The organism is Nonomuraea sp. NPDC050556 (assembly GCF_044457355.1).
Classification (GTDB): Bacteria; Actinomycetota; Actinomycetes; order Streptosporangiales; family Streptosporangiaceae; genus Nonomuraea.
This window is the reverse complement of the sequence record NZ_JBITGU010000001.1, coordinates 3,360,416-3,377,912: the sequence shown is the minus strand read 5'-3', so window position 1 is coordinate 3,377,912 and position 17,497 is coordinate 3,360,416. Positions and strand designations below refer to the sequence as shown.

Below are 17,497 nucleotides of genomic sequence, written 5' to 3'. Positions count from 1 at the left end.
CGCGACGATCGCGGTGGCTTCCGTAGCGACCGCCCTGCCCGCGAGGGTGGCTTCCGTAACGACCGCCCCCGCACCGACGACCGCGGCGGGTTCCGTAGCGACCGCCCGGCCCGTGACGACCGTGGTGGTTACCGCGGTGACCGTCCGGCCGCCCGCGACGATCGCGGTGGCTTCCGTAGCGACCGCCCTGCCCGCGAGGGTGGCTTCCGTAACGACCGCCCCCGCACCGACGACCGCGGCGGGTTCCGCAGCGACCGTCCGGCCCGTGACGACCGCGGTGGTTACCGCGGTGACCGTCCGGCGGCCCGTGATGACCGTGGGGGCTTCAGGGCCGACCGGGGTGGACAGCGTGCGGGCGCGCCCCGTTCGGGCGGCTATGAGCGTCCCAGCACCGGTTTCCGCAGCGAGCGTCCGGCGCGGGACGATCGCGGAGGGTTCCGTGGCGACCGCGACGACCGTGGTTACCAGGGGGACCGGTCCGGGTTCAGGGCCGACAGCGGTGGCCGTCGCGACGACGCGCCCCGCGGTGAGACCAGGGCGCGGTACGGCAAGCGCGACGACCGCCCCGGCACCACCCCGGCAAGACGCGACACCGGCGCCCCCAAGCGCGACACCGTCCAGACGCTCGGCGACGGCCGTACCAAGAACCGCTGGGGACGCTCCACCGCCCCCATGGCCAACAGGTTCAAGACCGCCCGCCAGCCCGTCCGCGACAACGACTTCTACCCCGACGACTACCAGGACGAGCGCGACACCACCGAGGTCCCCGGCGGCGTCCGCCTGCAGAAGGTCCTGGCAGCAGCGGGAGTCGCGAGCCGCCGCTCCTGCGAGGAGATGATCGGCGCCGGCCGCGTGACGGTCAACGGCCAGGTCGTCAGGAGGTTCGGCGCCAAGGTGGACCCGGCGACGCAGATCATCCACGTCGACGGCAAGCGCATCCCCACCCAGCCCGACCTGGTCTACTACGCCATCAACAAGCCCATCGGCGTCGTGTCGACCATGGACGACCCGCAGGGCCGCCCGTGCCTGGCCGACTTCGTGCAGGAGCTGGCCCCGCGCCTGTTCCACGTGGGCCGTCTCGACACCGAGACCGAGGGCCTGCTGATCCTCACCAACGACGGCGAGCTGGCCAACAGGCTGACCCACCCCAGCTACGGCGTGCAGAAGAAATACTGGGCGAAGGTCCCCGGCCCGATCCCGCGCGACCTGGGCCGCCGCCTGAAGAAGGGCGTCGAGCTGGAGGACGGCCTGGCGAAGGCGGACGAGTTCGCCATCGTGCAGGAGCACGGCCAGCAGGCGCTGGTGGAGATCGTCCTGCACGAGGGCCGCAAGCACATCGTGCGCCGCATGCTGGAGGAGTCGGGCCACCGGGTGATCGACCTGGCCCGCATCGAGTTCGGCCCGGTCAAGCTCGGCCGTACCAAGCCGGGCACCGTCCGGTCGCTGTCGCTCAAGGAGGTCGGCGAGCTCTACGCCGCCGTGAAGCTGTAACCTGGGCGGGCCCGTACGAGAAGTGTGCGGGCCCGCACTCAAAAGGGGACACATGGTTCGGGCGATCCGCGGCGCGATCCAGGTCGAGGCCAACGACCGCGACGCGATCATCAGCGGCACCACGGAGCTGGTCGCCGAGGTGATGGAGCGCAACACGCTCACCACCGACGACGTGATCAGCGTGCTGTTCACCGCGACGCCGGACCTCACCGCTGAGTTCCCCGCGCTGGCCGCGCGCAAGCTGGGTTTCCACGAGGTGCCGCTCATCTGCTGCACCGAGATCGACGTGCCCGGCGCGCTGCCTCGCGTGGTGCGCCTGATGGCGCACATCGCGACGGACCGCCCGCGGAGCGAGATCAACCACGTCTACCTTCGCGGCGCCGTCGCCCTGCGTCAGGACATCGCGCAATGAAGGTCGCCCTGCGTCAGGACATTGCCCCATGAAGACCGTCCTCATCCTCGGCACGGGCCTGGTCGGCACGTCGATCGGGCTGGCGCTGCGCCAGCGCGGGGTGACCGTCCTGCTGGCCGACCGTGACCTGGGCGCCGTACGGCTGGCCAGGGAGATGGGCGCCGGCCAGGAGTGGCGCGCCGGCGAGGGCGAGCAGTTCGACCTCGCCGTCATCGCGGTGCCGCCGGACCACGTCGCCACCGAGCTGCGCGGCCTGCAGCAGCGCGACGTGGCCCGCTTCTACACGGACGTGGCGAGTGTGAAGGCCAAGCCGATCGCCAGGGCGATCCAGCTCGGCTGCGACATGGGCACCTACGTCGCCTCCCACCCGATGGCGGGCAGGGAGAAGGCGGGTCCGGGCGCGGCCAGGGCCGACCTGTTCCTGGGGCGGCCGTGGGCGATATGTCCGACAAGCGAGAGCGACGAAGAAGCCAGGAAAGCAGTAGAAGAGCTCATCGAGCTCTGTGGCGCCAACGCGGTCGAGGTCGCGGCGGAGGACCACGACAGGGCCGTCGCGATCGTCTCGCACGCCCCGCACGTGGCCGCCTCGGCGGTCGCCGCCCGGCTGGCCGAGGCGTCCGACGTGACGCTCGGCCTGGCCGGTCAGGGCGTGCGCGACGTCACCAGGATCGCGGGCGGCGACCCCGGCCTGTGGCTCGGCATCCTGTCGGGCAACGCGGCCCCGGTGGCCGAGGTGCTCGAAGCGGTCTCCCGCGACCTGGCCGAGGCCGCGACGGCGCTGCGCGCCCTGGAGGAGGGCGACGAGAGCGCCGCTCCGGAGGTCACCCAGCTGCTCAAGCGCGGCGTCGTGGGCCACGGCCGCATCCCGGGCAAGCACGGCGGCCCAGCGGCCGCGTACGGCGTCGTGCAGGTCGTCATCGGCGACCGTCCCGGCCAGCTGGCCCGGTTGTTCCAGGTGTGCGACGAGGTCGGGGTCAACGTCGAGGACGTGCGCCTCGAACACGCCCCTGGACTGCCGCTGGGCCTGGCCGAGGTCTCGGTGCAGCCCGACGCGGTGACCGTACTCACCGAGGCCCTGCACGAGCGGGGCTGGCAGGTTCCCTAGCGCCGGATGTCACATCCGAGCCCCCTTGTCCCGTCCCTGTGCCATGAGAATCATTGTTCTGGGCGCCGGGTACACGGGAATGACGGCCGCGATGCGGGCATGGCAGAAGACGCACAAGCGCGGCGGGCAGGTCACCCTGGTCAACCCGTCGCCGAGGTTCACCGAGCGGCTCAGGCTGCACCAGACGGCCGCGGGTGAGCGGCTGGCCGATCACCTCATCGAGGATGTCGTCGCGGGCACCGGGATCACGTTCGTCCAGGGCCGCGTCACCGCGATCGATCCCGAGGCGCGCGAGGTGACCGTGGACGGTGACCGTACGCTGGGATATGACCGCCTTGTCTATGCGATCGGGACGGTCACCGACACGTGGTCCACCCCCGGCGTGGCCGACCACGCCTACACCTACGACGACCACGACCAGGCCGTACGGCTGGCCGCCAGGCTCGACGGGCTCCGCGAGGGCACGGTCGTCGTGGCGGGCGGTGGCCTGACCGGCGTCGAGTCGGCCACCGAGCTGGCCGAGGCGCACCCCGGGCTGCGCGTCGTGCTGCTCAGCAGGGCCGTGCCCGGCTCCATGATGGGCGAGCGGGCGCGCGCCTACCTGAGCAGGGTCATGGACGGGCTCGGCATCGAGGTCAGGAGCGGCGTCGAGGTGGCCAAGGTGCTGCCGGGCGGCGTGGAGCTGGTCGGCGGCGAGTTCGTCGCGGCCGAGGCGACGTTGTGGACGGCGGGCACCCGCGCGCTGCCGCTCGCCGCCGACGCCGGGCTGACCGTGGACGCGCGCGGCCGCGTCGTCGTGGACGAGGTCCTGCGCTCGGTCTCCCACCCCGACGTGTACGCCGTGGGCGATGCGGCAGCCGTCAGCCAGCCGTACGGGACCATCCACGGCACCTGCCAGAGCGGCATCCCGACCGGCCTGCACGCGGGCGACGCCCTGGGGGCCGAGGCGCGCGGCAAGGACCCCAAGCCCTTCCGTTTCGGATATTTCCACCAGCCGCTCAGCCTGGGCCGCAAGGACGGCGTCATCCAGTTCGTCCGCCGCGACGACACCCCGCGCCGCTGGTACATCACCGGGCGCTGGGCCATCGCCTACAAGGAGATGGTCAGCAGCAGCCCGCTGCCCAGCCTCAACCTGATCAGGCGCGGCCTCGTCCCCTCCTGGGCCTTCCGTCTAACGGCCTGACCGGCGTCCGCGAGGCGGTAACCTCTTGAAGGTTGTGCGGAACACCTGAAGAGGGAGAGGCCGTGTCGGGTCTGGTCATCGCCATGGACGGGCCTTCTGGCTCGGGCAAGTCGAGCGCCTCGCGCGGAGTCGCCCGCGCCCTCGGGCTGCGCTATCTCGACACCGGCGCCATGTACCGGGCGATCACCTGGTGGATGCTGCGCCAGGGCGTCGACCTCGGCGACCCGTCGGCGATCGCGGCCCGCTCTGGCGAGCCCGCCCTCTCCTCGGGCACCGACCCGGACAATCCGACGATCCACGTCGACGGCGTGGACGTGGCGGGGCCGATCAGGAGCCAGGAGGTGACCGGCGCTGTGTCGCTGGTGGCCGCGGTTCCCGAGGTCCGCGCCAGGCTCGTGTCCCTCCAGCGGGAGATCATCGGCTCGGGCGACATCGTGGTTGAAGGCCGCGACATCGGCTCGGCCGTGGCCCCTTCCGCCGAGGTCAAGGTCTACCTGACGGCCAGCGCCGAGGCCCGTGCGGCTCGCCGTACGGCGGAGCTTTCCGGCACAACCGTGGAGGCGCAGCAAGCCGCCATGGCCAGGCGTGACACCCTGGACTCGACAAGGACGACCTCACCACTCTCGATGGCGGATGGCGCCATCGAGCTCGACACCACGTCGCTGAACCTCGAAGAGGTCATCCACGCGGTGCTGAGTCTGGTCAAAGAGCGCGCCCACTGAGGTGCGGTACTCACAAAGGATGAAAAATCATGTCTACGGGGGATTCCGGCTGGATTGAGGCCGAGCTCACCGACCTCGCAGTCGGCGAGGACCAGCCCGACACCGGCCCGCTGCCGGTGCTCGCGATCGTCGGACGGCCGAACGTCGGCAAGTCCACGCTGGTCAACCGCATCATCGGCCGCCGCGAGGCGGTCGTGGAAGACGTACCAGGCGTCACCCGCGACCGGGTGACCTACGACGCCAACTGGCGCGGCCGCCGCTTCACCGTCGTCGACACCGGCGGCTGGGACCCCGAGGCCACCGGCATGGCGCTGAAGATCGCCGAGCAGGCCCAGGTCGCGGCCGAGCTGGCCGACGTGATCCTGTTCGTGGTGGACGCCTCGGTCGGCATCACCGACGCCGACGAGACCGTCGGCCACGTGCTGCGCAACTCCGGCAAGAAGGTCATCCTGGCGGCCAACAAGGTCGACAACCAGATGATGGAGCTGGAAGCCACCTCGCTGTGGTCGCTCGGGCTCGGCGAGCCGTACCCGGTCTCGGCCCTGCACGGCCGCTCCAGCGGCGACCTGCTCGACGTCGTCCTCGACGCCCTGCCGGAGACGCCGCAGGAGAGGTTCGGCGACGAGCGGGGCCCGCACCGCGTGGCGCTGCTCGGCAAGCCCAACGTCGGCAAGTCCTCGCTGCTCAACCAGCTCGCCGGGGAGGACCGCGTGCTGGTCGACCCGATGGCGGGCACCACCCGCGACCCGGTGGACGAGCTGATCGAGCTCGGCGGCAAGACGTGGCGCTTCGTCGACACGGCCGGCATCCGCAGGCGCGACCGCGAGCTGCAGGGCGCCGACTTCTACGCCGCGATGCGCACCCGCGCGGTGCTGGAGCGCTCGGAGGTGGCGATCGTGCTGATCGACGCCAGCGAGGTGCTCACCGAGCAGGACCTCCGCATCATCACCCTGGTCATCGAGTCGGGCCGGGCCATGGTCGTGGCGTTCAACAAGTGGGACCTCGTCGACGAGGACCGGCGCTACTACCTGGAGAAGGAGATCGACCGGCAGCTCGTGCGCACGCCGTGGGCGCTGCGGGTCAACATCTCCGCCAAGACCGGCCGCCACATGGACCGGCTGGTCCCGGCGATCGAGAAGGCGCTCGACTCCTGGTCCACCCGGGTGCCGACGGCCAGGCTCAACGCGTTCCTCACTGAGCTGGTGCAGGCGACGCCGCCGCCGGTGCGCGGGGGCAAGCAGCCCAAGATCCTGTTCGCCACCCAGGCGTCCACCGAGCCGCCCAAGTTCGTGCTGTTCACGTCGGGCTGGCTGGAGGACACCTACCGGCGCTTCATCGAGCGGCGCATCCGCGAGGAGTTCGGCTTCGCCGGGTCGCCGATCGAGGTCACCATGAAGATCCGCGAGAAGCGCAAGGACAACAAGAGCAGCGCGCCCAAGAAGAAGTGATCACGGGAGGACGGGCACCAGCACCGGCTGGTACCCGTCCTCCTCCACGTAGCAGATGGGCGGTTTGAGGCTCTGCACCGGGTCACCGTCGCCCGGGTCGAGATGGCAGACCTTGTAGCAACCGTCGCAGTCGACCGCGTCGGGTCGCGGGATGACCGGGGCGCATCCGGCCAGCACGATCGCCAGCGCCGCCAAGAACTTCATGGGACAAGCGTCGTGGAGACGGGCGCGGCGCGCCTGAGTAGACCCTGCTCACTCGGGGTGGTTGGCGTGGCCGAGGGTGTACGGCGAGCGGATGCCCTCGTAGGCGAAATGCAGCGTCATGCCCTCGACGGCGTGCTTGAGCTCGTGGCAGTGGGCCAGCCACACGCCCGGGTTGTCCGCCTTCAGCGCCACCACCCACACCTCGCCCGGCCCCACGTCGAAGCTGTCCATCCACAGGGGCGCCGCCGCGACGCCGTTGCGTGACAGCACCAGCACGTGGTGGCCGTGCGGGTGCATGGGGTGCAGGTCGCCGCCGCGGTTGACCACCGTGAACCGCACCCACTCGCCCTCCCTGACCACCGGGGCCGGGATGCGCGGCCACACCTCGCCGTTCACGGTGTGCGACAGCAGCGGCAGGCCGTCGCGCGGCGTGACGAGGCGGTCGAGGACCCAGGTGTAGTCGCGGTCGAAGCGGGCGGGCGGCTGGACCTGGCGCTCGCCGTACCTCGTGATGTCGATCAGGTCGCCGTCGGCGGGCTTGCCGCCCTGGCCGAGGTTCAGGGTGGCGGCGTCGGCGGTCAGCAGGACCGGGCCCCTCGGCATGGTGAACGTCAGGTCGTAGCGGCCGCCCGCGGCCAGCTGGGCGCGCTCGTTAGTGAGGGTGCGGCCGGTGACCGACATGCCGTCGACGGCGGCGATCCGGTACGGCGCGCCGGACAGGCCCAGGACGTGCGGGCCGTTGTCGGTGTTGATGACGCGCAGTCGTACGGCGGTGCCTGGGGGCGGGGTCCTGAGCGCCTGCAGCGTCAGGGCGCCGTTGAACGTGTGGAGGGTGACGGGCTCGTCCATCCCCGTCGGTGGTGTCGCGTCCACGATGAAGGCGCCGAACAGGCCGCGTTGGAGGCCGGTGTTGGGGGTTTGGTGGGTGTGGTACCAGTACGTGCCCGGCTGGGTGGCGGTGAAGCGGTAGACGAACGTGCCGCCTCGCTGGACGGCGTTCTGGGTGAGGCCTGGGACGCCGTCCTCCGCGTTGGGGACGTGGTAGCCGTGCCAGTGCAGGGTGACGCCGCGGTCGGGCAGGGTGTTGCGCAGGGTGACCTCGACGTCGTCGCCCTGGGTGACGCGGATGGTCGGGCCCGGGGTGGTGCCGTTGAAGGTCAGCGTGCCGTTGGGGCCTGGCTGGGCGGTGAGGGTGAACTTCTTGGCATCCTTGCTTGTTGGGCCGGTCAGGTCGGTGATGGCGGTCGTGCCGGTGGGGGCGAGGTTCATGGCGTCGGCTGGGCGGGTGTTCCACAGGGACAGGCCTGTCCAGCACAGGGCCAGTACGGCTAGCACACTGCCCGCCACTCGCCAGGCGCGTCCTTTCGGGCCCTTGTGGGTCATCATCGACCATGTCGCCCAGGTTCCTGCTGCCCAGGCCAGGACGATCACGGCGGCCAGGTACGGCGAGCCGGGGAAGCCCAGGGCGACGGAGATGACCACGCCTGCCACGGCCGCGTAGGCGGCGGAGAGCACCGGGACCACCAGCGCTGGGCGCAGGGCGCCGGGCCCCGCCGTACCCCGACCCGCCGAGTAGAGGGCGGGGAGGGTGGTGAGGGTGGTTGTCAGCGCTGGGAAAGCCAGCAGGGGGAGGGACAGCAGGAGCTTCTCGCCCGCGAACCACCAGCTGTGCCCCGCCAGCAAACCGGCCACCACCGCCCTGGCAGCGGTGGCGGCCAGAGCGGCGGCGATCAGCGAACCGGCGGGAAACGCCAGGCGCGGAGCCGTGCGGGCGGCCAGCGTGTAGCCGCCCGCAGCGCCCCACAACCCCGCGACCAGCACCACCAGCAGCCGGTCGGCGCCCAGCAGACCGGCAGCCGTCATACCGAGGAAACGGACCGCGCGCCGGCCTGCGTCCGAGCGCCGGTGAACGCGAGCACCGCCGCCCCCAGCATCACCACGCCGACCAGGGCGTGGAACCCCATCACCACCAGGCTCGCCGTGCTCGTCTTCGTCTCCGTCCCGCCTGCCAGCTCGGCCAGCGGGAAGATGACGAACATCTGCACCAGCGCCATCAGCAGCGGCCCGGAAGCGTAGAGCGTGAGCTTCCCAGGAGACCGCGCGACCAGCGCCAGGATCGTGGTGATCAGCGAGAACACCGGGATGACGAAGATCCCGTTGATCGCGTGCCACCCGATGGCCGCGTCCTCCGACCCGACCGCCGGCACGGGCCGTTCGAACGCGCCGAACGTGGCCAGGTAGAACTGCAGCAGGACCAGCACGAGCTGGATGAGCGTGAACCACACCAGGACTTTGCGCATGCCGCCATCGTCAATCCCAGTTGCGGGCCGTGCATGAGTACACCCATACTCAAGCCCAACGCGTTGACGGAGCCGAGTAGCCGTGGTCCACGCGGGTGGAGAGAGCCGCCAGTAGCTGCGAAGGCGGTCTCGCGCCCCACGGCGAAGACACTCCCGAGCCGCGGGGAGGCAATGCCCCGCCGGTCTGACCCCCGTCACAGGGTCGCAGGAGGCCACCGTCAGGTGGTGAAAGTGCGGTGGCACCGCGAGTACCCTTCTCGCCCGCACTCCCAAGGGATCGTTTCTGCCCAAGGGGTAAAGATGATCTCTCGCGTACTCTCCGCCGACCTGCACGGGTACGGCGGGCAGCGAGTCCAGATCGCCGGCTGGGTGCATCGCCGCCGGCAACTCAAGTCCGTTTCCTTCCTCATCGTCAGGGACCGCTCCGGCCTGACCCAGGTGGTCTGCCCGCCGGGCGACGACCTGCCGCCCGAGGAGAGCGTCGTCGAGGTGACCGGCACGGTCACCTGGGCGGAAGGCGGTGTCGAACTCACGGAACCGCAGATCACCGTCATCTCGGAACCGGTCAAGGCGCCGCCGTTCGACCTCTACCGGCCCACCGTGCCCGCGACGCTGCCGACGATCCTCGACCACGCGCCGGTCGCGCTGCGCCACCCGGCGCTGCGGCAGCCGCTGGAGATCTCGGCGGCCAGCGTGGCCGGGTTCCGCGCCACGCTCGACGGGCTCGGCTTCACCGAGGTGCACACCCCGAAGATCGTCGAGTCGGCCACCGAGTCGGGGGCGAACGTCTTCGCCCTCGACTACTTCGGCAGGCCCGCCTACCTGGCGCAGTCGCCGCAGTTCTACAAGCAGATGATGGTCGGCGTGTTCGAGCGCGTCTACGAGGTCGGCCCGGTCTTCCGCGCGGAGCCGCACGACACCGCGCGCCACCTGGCCCAGTACACGAGCCTCGACGTCGAGTTCGGCTTCGTCGAGGACCACCGCGACGTGATGGCGCTGCTCCGCGAGTGCCTGGCAGGCATGGTGGAGTCCGTACGGCTGCGCGTCCCCGGGGTGCCGCTGCCCGAGGTGCCGCAGGAGATCCCGTCCATCCACTTCGCGGAGGTGACCGGCGAGCAGGACCTGTCACCGGCGCAGGAGCGCGAGCTGTCGGAGTGGGCGCTGCGCGAGCACGGCTCCGACTTCCTGTTCGTCACCGGCTACCCGATGGCCAAACGCCCCTTCTACACCCATCCCGACCCGGCCAGGCCCGGATACTCCAACGGCTTCGACCTGCTGTTCCGCGGGCTGGAGCTGGTGACGGGCGGCCAGCGGCTGCACCGCCACGCCGACTACCTGGCCGCGCTGGAGGCGCGCGGCGAACCGGCTGAGCCGTACGAGGGGTATCTCCAGGCCTTCGCGTACGGCATGCCGCCGCACGGCGGGTTCGCCATCGGGCTGGAACGCTGGACCGCCAGGCTCACCGGGGCCGCCAACGTCCGGCAGACCACCGCCTTCCCCCGCGACCTGCACAGGCTGAGCCCCTGATTACGATCGGTGCATGGACCTGTTCCCAGCGATGCCCTATGACGAGTGGATCGCGACGAAGGAGACGTTCCACCGGTTCTGCCAGATCGTCGGCAAGGTGCGCCTCGCCACGAGTGTCCGGCGCAACCACTGGTGGAACGTCCCCTTCCACCTCACCGGGAGGGGGCTGACCACCAGGCCGACCGGCACGCCCGGCGACGCGTTCTGCGTCGACTTCGACCTGGTGCGGCACCGCCTGATCGTCGACCGGCTGGACGGCCGCCAGGCGGAGATCCCGCTGATCGGCCAGTCCGTCGCCTCCTTCCACGCCGACTTCTTCGCCGCGCTGGCCGGGCTGGGCATCGCGGCGGAGATCAACGCGGTGCCGTTCGACCTGGGCGACACGATCCCGTTCGCCGAGGACACCGGGCACGCCGCCTACGACCCGGCGCTCATCACCCGCTACTGGCAGATCCTGTCGCAGGTGGCGCTGGTGCTGGAGCGGTACGCGGCCGACTTCTGCGGCAAGACCAGCCCGGTCCACCACTTCTGGCACACCTTCGACCTCGCGGTCACCCGCTTCACCGGCCGGGTGGTCGGCGCGAAGCCCGAGGTCGACCCGGTGACCAGGGAGGCCTACAGCTGGGAGGTGATCAGCGCCGGGTTCTGGTTCGGCGACGAGGAGCGGCCCTGGCCCGCCTTCTACTCCTACACCGCGCCCGAACCGGCCGGGTTGGAAAAGGAGCCGCTGTGGCCCGACTGGGCGGCGTGGCTGCCCTCGCGCGGCAGCCACCTGGCCGTGCTGCGTTACGACGACGTGCGGGCGGCGGACGACCCGGTCGCGACCGTGCTGGGTTTCCTGGACAGCGCCTACGCCGCCGGCGCGCGGCTGACCGGGTGCGACGCCGTACGGCTGGCCAGCCCCGCAGGGGTCACCGACCCCTACGAGGCTTGAGTACGGCTCATCGCTCGTCGACGACCTCGCCGTTCAGAGCCGTGGCGTCCTTGAGGAGCGCCATGGTCAGGGGGGCCTCGGGCACGGTGGCGATGGCCGCGAGCGCGGCGACCATCTGCCCCGCGGACTCCCAGGACCAGGTGTCGCTGAACGTGCCGTCCTCCAGCTGGATCAGCCGGGCCGAGGCGAACCCGGGGAAGGTCTCCCTGACGGTCGCGATCAGCGAGGTACGGCGGGCGTAGAACTCCTCGAGGTCGGACTCGGCGACGGAGTAGTGGTGCGCGCGGACGGCGGTCATGTCGGGTTCTCCCTCACGTTTGGTGTGAGACCAGAGTCGTCGCCCGAATTGATACATTCGCGATGCGCGAACGATGCGCCCACGGTTGGGAGACACAAGTGCGATTCACCCTTCTCGGCCCCGTCCAGGTGATGGTCGACGGCGCGCCCCTGGCGGGTATCGCCCCACGTCACCGGGCCGTCCTGGCCTACCTGCTGCTCAACGCGGGTCGCGTCATCAGCATCGAGCGCCTGATCGACGCCATGTGGGGATACGACCAGCCGGACACCGCCAGGTCGCAGATCCACGCCTCGATCACCGCGCTGCGCAAGGTGCTGCGCGCCGCCGGGGCCGACGAGCTTCTCGTACGGCGGGCCGGCGGCTACTCCGCGCTGCCCGGTCCAGGCCAGGTGGACACCCAGGAGTTCACCGACCTGGTGGCGGCGGGCGAGCTGCGCAAGGCCCTGGACCTGTGGGGTGGCGAGCCCCTGGAGGACATGAGCGCCAACTACGTCGCCGCGGTCCGCGACCTCTGGAACGACCGCCGCCTGTCGGCCTACGAGCGCCTGATCGAGGCGGAACTGGCCGCTGGACGCCACGACGACGTGCTCGACGAGCTCGCCGCGCAGGTCGCGGCCAACCCGATCCGCGAGCGCCTCAACGGCCACCTGGTCCTGGCCCTGCACCGGGCGGGGCGTCAGGCCGACGCGCTGGCGGCTGCGCGCGCCTACCGTACGGCTCTCGCCGACGAGCAGGGCCTGGACCCCGGGCACGCGTTCACCGAGCTGGAGCGGGCCGTCCTGGCCGACGACGCGGCGCTGATCCTGGCGGAGCAGCCGGTCCAGGCGGAGGAGCCGCCAGCGGCCGCCCCGCGCCGCTCCTTCCTGCCCTACGACATCCCGGACTTCTCCGGCCGCACCGCCGAGCTGGAGCGGCTGGCGAACGAGGCGGGCGGCGCCGTCGTCACGATCGACGGCATGGCCGGGATCGGCAAGACCGCGCTCGCCGTCCACGTCGCCTACCGGCTGGCCGACCGCTTCCCCGACGGGCGGCTCTTCCTCGACCTGCAGGCCCACACGGCCGGGCGGGAGCCGGTCGAGCACGCGGCCGCGCTGGAGGTCCTCCTCCGCCAGCTCGGCGTGCCCGCCGACCTCATCCCGGTCTCCGCCGCCGACCGGAGCGCCCTGTGGCGGTCCGAGCTGGCCGGACGCCGGGTGCTGGCCGTACTCGACAACGCCCTGGACACCAACCAGGTGCGGCCCCTGCTGGCCGCGGCGCCCGGCAGCCTCGTCATCATCACCAGCAGGCGGCGGCTCGTGGGCCTGGACGGCGCCCGCGCCCTGTCCGTCGAGGTCCTGGAGGAGGCGGACGCGGTCGCGCTGTTCGAGCGCATCGTGGGCGAGCGGGCCAAGGAGGAGCCTGAGGCCGTGCGCGAGGTCCTGCAGCTCTGCGGGCACCTGCCGCTGGCCATCCGCCTCTCGGCGGCGCGGCTCCAGCACCGCCCGAAGTGGACCGTCGCCTACCTGGCCGGACGGCTGCGCGACCAGCGCCGGGTGCTGGACGGCGTGTCCGCCGCCTTCGCCGTCTCCTACGAGCAGCTGACCCCCGACGAGCAGCGCATGTTCCGCCTGCTCGGGCTGGTGCCCGGCCGCGACATCGACCCGTACGGCGCGGCCGCCATGGCCGAGACGACCGAGGACGAGGCGGAGGAGCTCCTCGAAGGCCTCCTCGACGCCCACATGCTTCTGCAGCACGAACCGGGCAGGTACACCTTCCACGACCTGCTGCGCGAGCACGCCCGCTCCATCGCGCTGGCCGAGGACGAGTGGGCCCTGCTGCGGCTGCTCGCCTACTACCGGGACCGCTCGCGCGCGGCGATGGACACGCTCTTCCCGCACACCATCCCGCAGCGGGAGGGCATCCCCCAGCCGGTCGTCCCGATCGAGCCGCTGCGCGACGCGGAGGAGGCGCTCTCCTGGCTCGACGCAGAACGCTCCAACATCATCGTGACCGCCGTTCACGGGCCCGAGGTGTGCCTGGGCCACCTGGCCCTGCCGATGAGCCCGTACCTCGACCAGCAGGCGCATCACGCCGACGCCGTCACCCTGCACACGCTGGCGCTCCAGCGCAGCCTCAAGAACGGTGACCAGACCGTCCAGGCCAGGGCGCTCACCGACCTCGCCTGGACCTTCTGGCGGCTCGGCGAGTACGAGCGGGCCGAGGACCACGCGACCCGGGCGCTCGACGTCGCCAAGGAACCGGCCGAGCAGGCGCGCGCCCTGCTCACCCTGGGGAACGTGGCCCAGCGCCGCAGGCGCGACGCGGAGGCGGAGAAGCACCTCAAGCGCGCGCTCGACCTCACCCGCATCGGCGCGGACACCTGGGGCGAGGCGCGGGTCCTCGGCATCCTCGCCCTCCTCCTGGACCGGGCGGGACGCCCCGAGGAGGCGCGCCGCCACCTCGACCTGGCGCTGGCGCTGCACCGCAAGATCCGGCATCCGGCCGGTGAGGCGCTGGTGCTCAACCACCTCGGCGTCGTGCTCAGGCACCAGGGCCAGCTGGACCAGGCCCGCGCCCGCCACGAGCAGGCCGCCGCGCTCTACCGCGAGCTCGGCAACGCCACGGACGAGGCGACCGCGCTCAACGGGCTCGCCGAGGCGGCCGGTGACCACGCGCAGGCCATCACGGAGCACACAGCGGCGCTCGCGCTCGCCGACACCGCGCGCAACCGGCCGGAGCAGGCCCGCGCCCACGACGGCCTGGCGCGCGCTCACCTGGCGCTCGGCCACACCGAGCAGGCCGGCGAGCACGGGCGGCTGGCGCTGGAGCTCTACCGGGAGCTGGGCGTGCCCGAGGCGGACGAGCTACGCGCGGTCCTCGACGGCGCCGGCTGAGCGAGGCGCGAGGGCGGCGTCGGCCGAGCGGGGCATGAAGGCGGCGAGCACCGCGCCGGCCACGCACAACACGGCAGTGACGAGGAACATCTCCGTGTACTCGACGTGCAGCGCCGCCTTCACCTTCGCCGCGTACTCGGCGAGCTGCCCGGCGTAGACCGGCGGGTCCACGCCGAACGGCATCGGGGTGTCCAGGTGCCTGGTCAGCGACTGGAACCGGGCGAAGCCCCACGCGGACACCCCGGCGATGCCGATGAGCATGCCCATCATCCTGGACACGACCACGGCGGCCGAGGCCACGCCGTGCTGGCCGGGCGTCGTCACCCTGAGCACGGCGGCGGCGATCGGCGCGATGACCACGCCGAGGCCCAGTCCGGCCACGACGAGGTCGAGGTCGACGATGAGCCCGGCGGCCGCGAGGTCGAGCGGCCAGCGGCTCATCAGGAAGTAGCCGACCGCCGCCACGGCCAGGCCGCCCGCGGTGACCACGGCGTCGCCGAGCCTGCGCGCCAGCCAGCCGCCGAGCACCGCGCCTATGGGCAGGGCGATGAGGAAGCGGGCCAGGAGCAGGGAGGCGGGCAGCGGTTCCAGGTCGAGCAGCGTCTGGGCGGCGAACTGGACGAAGACCATGGTGACCAGGAGCGCGGCGCCGGTGAGGAAGCTGACGGCCAGCGTGGTGAGCAGCGGGCCCTTGCGGGTGCCGGTGAGGTCGAGCAGCCTTACGGGGGAACGGATCTCCCACCACACGAACACGGCGCCGACGAGCACACCGGCCGCGATGACAGGCAGGCCCCAGGGCGGGAGGACGGCGTTGGCCGGGTCGGGGTTGTAGAACCCCACGACCAGCAGCGCCAGCGCCAGGGCGAGCAACGCCCCACCCACCCCGTCCACCCGCACAGGCCTGCGGACGGGCCGCCCCGCCGCCGGACCGCTTCCGTCATCTGTTGGGCCTTCGACCGCTCGGGTCTTGCCGTCCGGTGGGATGGCGAAGTGGACGGCCACGGCGACGGCCAGCGTCAGGGGGAGGTTGATCCAGAAGATGGCGTGCCAGCCGCCGAGCTCCAGACCCAGGAAGGACACCGCGGGCATCAGCGCCACGACGCCCCCGTACAGCGGCCCGAGCGCGCTGCCGAGCTCCTGCGCCGCGCCCACCGCGCCCAGGGCGACCGGCCGCTCCCGCTCGTCCCACAGGTCGCCCGCGAGCGCCATGGTGATCGGCAGCAGCGCCCCGCCCGCGACGCCCTGCAGCGTACGGCCCGCCACGACCATGGGCAGCGAGACCGCCAGCGCCGTCAGCGCCGAGCCCACGGCGAACGCCAGGAGGCAGAGCTGGATCATCAGGCGCCTGCCGTACCGGTCGGAAAGCTGGCCGAGCAGCGGCATCGCGGCGATGTACCCCAGCAGGAACCCCGTGACCACAGGGGTCGCCCGCTCCAGGTGGTTGAGCGGGATGTCCAGGTCGTCGGCGATGTCGATGAGTACGGTCACCACGACGTACGCGTCGAGCGCGGCGAGCAGGACGACGATCCACCCGACCGCCAGGGCGCTGCGGCGGCGCATCAGCCGGCCGGCGGCGGGGTGATCTTCACTTCCGCGTCGTAGTCGCTGAAGGCCACCGTCACGGAGCCGTCCTGGAGGGGCAGGTTGACCTTGGTGAGCCTGCTGGTCGCCTTGTCCACCCAGACGGTGCCGGTGACGCCCTGGGAGACGCCGGGGACCATGGTGGCGAGGGTCTGGCCGTTGAACGTGAGGCCCATCTTGTAGGCGCCGCCCTCCTCGGCCTCGACGCGCGGGTCGGTGGCGGTGGTGAGGAGCTGGGCGATGCCCTTGGCTGGGTCGAGGATCACCGACGGGTCGTAGAACATGGCGAGCTGCTGCCTGGTCATCGTCTTGAAGCCGCCGGTCGGGCCCTTGTAGTGGACGGTGTCGCCGAGCAGGACGAACTGGAGCTCCTGGAGGCCGCCGAGGTCGACGGTGATCGTTCCCTCGGCGTCGCCGGTGCTGGTGAGCTTGCCGTCGGCCTTGCGCACCACGACCTTGGGCTTGCCGTCGGTGGTGATGGAGAACGCGGCGGTCTTGACCGTCTTCATCGCCTCGGCCGTCTTCTTGACGAGGTCAGGGCCGGAGGGCAGGGGGGCGGCGCCGCCCCCGGACGAGCAGGCGGACATCAGCGCCAGCGCTAGGACGAGCAGCAGCTTTTTCAGCATGTGCGGATCGTAGCGAGCGGCTGGGAACGACTGTGAGGCGTCGGCGATATCGGTTTCGCCTCAGCCCCTGACCCTCAGGGCCCCACCCCCCGTAGAGGGCTCAGGACCTTCAGGGGCTTGGGTCCTTTAGAACCACCGACCCGCGAGAGGGCTTCGGCCCCTCAGACACCCGCGCCCCCAGGGGCCGCGCGCTCAGAGGAGCGGGCATTCAAAAGGCCCCAGCCCTCGGGGAGCCCGGCCATCCAATAGCCCTCAGCCCCTCACGAGACCCTCGTGTTTCTGAAGGATCACGGACGGTGAGAGCCCAACGCGCCCGAGGGTCAGCGGAGGGTCTTGAGGTGTTCGATGATCGGCGCGTAGGCGGTCTCGAGCGCGTCCAGCTGGTCGTCCGTCAGCCGGTCGACGAAGTGCTCGCGCACCCCGTCCACGTGCGCCGGAGCGACCCGCTGGATCGTGGCCCACCCCTCCTCCGTGAGGACGGCGAAGGTCCCCCGCCTGTCATCCTTACAGTTCTCCCTGGTCACCAGCCCTGCGGCCTCCATGCGGGAGATCTGATGGGACAGCCGGCTGCGCGACTGGATCGTCGCGTCGGCGAGGTCGCTCATCCGCATCCGATGCCCCGGGCTCTCGGACAGGTTGACGAGGATCTCGTAGTCGTTCAGCGACAGGCCGTGTTCCTGCAGCTCGCGGTCGAGGCGGTGCGCCAGGAGCTTGTGCAGCGCCAGGTGGGCACGCCAGGCCCGCTGTTCGGTCTGGGTCAGCCAGCGGGTCGTGCTCATGATCTCAAATCTAC

Annotated in this window: 16 protein-coding genes; 9 read left to right on the top strand and 7 right to left on the bottom strand. The window is 71.5% G+C overall.

Annotated elements, in window-relative coordinates; genetic code table 11:
• The 6 genes from ACIBG8_RS16025 to der all read left to right on the top strand — a co-directional run.
• Positions 1-1,491, top strand: a 1,491-nt coding sequence (locus tag ACIBG8_RS16025) for a pseudouridine synthase (protein ID WP_397343476.1), incomplete at its 5' end; no start/stop codon positions are given.
• 52 nt (positions 1,492-1,543) lie between these two features.
• Positions 1,544-1,903, top strand: coding sequence for a chorismate mutase (gene aroH / locus ACIBG8_RS16020; RefSeq protein WP_397343475.1), 360 nt, complete (start codon positions 1,544-1,546; stop codon positions 1,901-1,903).
• Between the two features lie 28 nt (positions 1,904-1,931).
• Entirely contained in the window at positions 1,932-3,008 is a 1,077-nt protein-coding gene (locus ACIBG8_RS16015) for a prephenate dehydrogenase (RefSeq protein WP_397343474.1), read from the top strand.
• A 43-nt stretch (positions 3,009-3,051) separates the two neighbouring features.
• Positions 3,052-4,191 (top strand): NAD(P)/FAD-dependent oxidoreductase, encoded by a 1,140-nt coding sequence (locus ACIBG8_RS16010; protein ID WP_397343473.1) that lies wholly within the window; start codon positions 3,052-3,054, stop codon positions 4,189-4,191.
• Between the two features lie 83 nt (positions 4,192-4,274).
• Complete coding sequence (gene cmk / locus ACIBG8_RS16005) at positions 4,275-4,913, top strand: (d)CMP kinase (RefSeq protein ID WP_397343940.1); 639 nt, start codon at positions 4,275-4,277, stop codon at positions 4,911-4,913.
• A 29-nt stretch (positions 4,914-4,942) separates the two neighbouring features.
• Positions 4,943-6,361 carry a ribosome biogenesis GTPase Der gene (gene der, locus ACIBG8_RS16000; RefSeq protein WP_397343472.1) on the top strand — a complete coding sequence of 473 codons (1,419 nt, stop codon included), beginning with the start codon at positions 4,943-4,945 and terminating at the stop codon, positions 6,359-6,361.
• On the opposite strand, the gene ACIBG8_RS15995 is transcribed toward der, so the two are convergent.
• Genes ACIBG8_RS15995 through ACIBG8_RS15985 form a run of 3 tightly spaced genes read right to left on the bottom strand, consistent with a single transcriptional unit; the run spans position 6,362 to position 8,865 of the window.
• Complete coding sequence (locus ACIBG8_RS15995) at positions 6,362-6,565, bottom strand: hypothetical protein (RefSeq protein ID WP_397343471.1); 204 nt, start codon at positions 6,563-6,565, stop codon at positions 6,362-6,364. It lies immediately after the preceding gene.
• Between the two features lie 48 nt (positions 6,566-6,613).
• Complete coding sequence (locus ACIBG8_RS15990; RefSeq protein WP_397343470.1) at positions 6,614-8,428, bottom strand: multicopper oxidase domain-containing protein; 1,815 nt, start codon at positions 8,426-8,428, stop codon at positions 6,614-6,616.
• Entirely contained in the window at positions 8,425-8,865 is a 441-nt protein-coding gene (locus tag ACIBG8_RS15985; RefSeq protein ID WP_397343469.1) for a hypothetical protein, read from the bottom strand. Before ACIBG8_RS15985 ends, ACIBG8_RS15990 begins: the two co-directional genes overlap by 4 nt.
• Positions 8,866-9,165: 300 nt before the next feature.
• On the opposite strand from ACIBG8_RS15985, the gene aspS reads away from it, so the two are divergent.
• A complete protein-coding gene (gene aspS / locus ACIBG8_RS15980; protein ID WP_397343468.1) occupies positions 9,166-10,392 on the top strand; it encodes an aspartate--tRNA(Asn) ligase in 1,227 nt (408 codons plus the stop codon).
• 13 nt (positions 10,393-10,405) lie between these two features.
• Positions 10,406-11,326, top strand: a complete 921-nt coding sequence (locus tag ACIBG8_RS15975; RefSeq protein ID WP_397343467.1) for a DUF5996 family protein — start codon at positions 10,406-10,408, stop codon at positions 11,324-11,326.
• Between the two features lie 7 nt (positions 11,327-11,333).
• Here ACIBG8_RS15975 and ACIBG8_RS15970 read toward each other — a convergent pair whose 3' ends face one another.
• Complete coding sequence (locus ACIBG8_RS15970) at positions 11,334-11,624, bottom strand: hypothetical protein (RefSeq protein WP_397343466.1); 291 nt, start codon at positions 11,622-11,624, stop codon at positions 11,334-11,336.
• Positions 11,625-11,722: 98 nt separating this feature from the next.
• On the opposite strand from ACIBG8_RS15970, the gene ACIBG8_RS15965 reads away from it, so the two are divergent.
• Positions 11,723-14,497, top strand: coding sequence for a BTAD domain-containing putative transcriptional regulator (locus ACIBG8_RS15965; RefSeq protein WP_397343465.1), 2,775 nt, complete (start codon positions 11,723-11,725; stop codon positions 14,495-14,497).
• On the opposite strand, the gene ACIBG8_RS15960 is transcribed toward ACIBG8_RS15965, so the two are convergent.
• The 3 genes from ACIBG8_RS15960 to ACIBG8_RS15950 all read right to left on the bottom strand — a co-directional run bounded on the left by ACIBG8_RS15960 (position 14,468) and on the right by ACIBG8_RS15950 (position 17,483).
• Complete coding sequence (locus ACIBG8_RS15960) at positions 14,468-16,057, bottom strand: MFS transporter (RefSeq protein ID WP_397343464.1); 1,590 nt, start codon at positions 16,055-16,057, stop codon at positions 14,468-14,470. The two genes, ACIBG8_RS15965 and ACIBG8_RS15960, sit on opposite strands and share 30 nt — an antisense overlap.
• On the bottom strand, positions 16,057-16,704 hold the full coding sequence (locus tag ACIBG8_RS15955; RefSeq protein ID WP_397343463.1) for an LppX_LprAFG lipoprotein: 648 nt from the start codon (positions 16,702-16,704) through the stop codon (positions 16,057-16,059). The genes ACIBG8_RS15960 and ACIBG8_RS15955 overlap by 1 nt, the downstream gene beginning before the upstream one ends.
• A 320-nt stretch (positions 16,705-17,024) precedes the next feature.
• A complete protein-coding gene (locus ACIBG8_RS15950; RefSeq protein ID WP_397343462.1) occupies positions 17,025-17,483 on the bottom strand; it encodes a MarR family winged helix-turn-helix transcriptional regulator in 459 nt (152 codons plus the stop codon).
• Positions 17,484-17,497: the final 14 nt, after the last annotated feature.

Bases quoted from the DNA above. Each gene is read 5' to 3' on its own strand.
- ACIBG8_RS15970 (WP_397343466.1), bottom strand. From the start codon at position 11,624: ATGACCGCCGTCCGCGCGCACCACTACTCCGTCGCCGAGTCCGACCTC.
- ACIBG8_RS15990 (WP_397343470.1), bottom strand. From the start codon at position 8,428: ATGACGGCTGCCGGTCTGCTGGGCGCCGACCGGCTGCTGGTGGTGCTG.
- ACIBG8_RS16010 (WP_397343473.1), top strand. From the start codon at position 3,052: ATGAGAATCATTGTTCTGGGCGCCGGGTACACGGGAATGACGGCCGCG.
- aroH (WP_397343475.1), top strand. From the start codon at position 1,544: ATGGTTCGGGCGATCCGCGGCGCGATCCAGGTCGAGGCCAACGACCGC.
- ACIBG8_RS15985 (WP_397343469.1), bottom strand. From the start codon at position 8,865: ATGCGCAAAGTCCTGGTGTGGTTCACGCTCATCCAGCTCGTGCTGGTC.
- ACIBG8_RS16015 (WP_397343474.1), top strand. From the start codon at position 1,932: ATGAAGACCGTCCTCATCCTCGGCACGGGCCTGGTCGGCACGTCGATC.
- aspS (WP_397343468.1), top strand. From the start codon at position 9,166: ATGATCTCTCGCGTACTCTCCGCCGACCTGCACGGGTACGGCGGGCAG.
- ACIBG8_RS15975 (WP_397343467.1), top strand. From the start codon at position 10,406: ATGGACCTGTTCCCAGCGATGCCCTATGACGAGTGGATCGCGACGAAG.
- ACIBG8_RS15960 (WP_397343464.1), bottom strand. From the start codon at position 16,057: ATGCGCCGCCGCAGCGCCCTGGCGGTCGGGTGGATCGTCGTCCTGCTC.
- der (WP_397343472.1), top strand. From the start codon at position 4,943: ATGTCTACGGGGGATTCCGGCTGGATTGAGGCCGAGCTCACCGACCTC.
- ACIBG8_RS15955 (WP_397343463.1), bottom strand. From the start codon at position 16,704: ATGCTGAAAAAGCTGCTGCTCGTCCTAGCGCTGGCGCTGATGTCCGCC.
- ACIBG8_RS15995 (WP_397343471.1), bottom strand. From the start codon at position 6,565: ATGAAGTTCTTGGCGGCGCTGGCGATCGTGCTGGCCGGATGCGCCCCG.
- cmk (WP_397343940.1), top strand. From the start codon at position 4,275: ATGGACGGGCCTTCTGGCTCGGGCAAGTCGAGCGCCTCGCGCGGAGTC.
- ACIBG8_RS15950 (WP_397343462.1), bottom strand. From the start codon at position 17,483: ATGAGCACGACCCGCTGGCTGACCCAGACCGAACAGCGGGCCTGGCGT.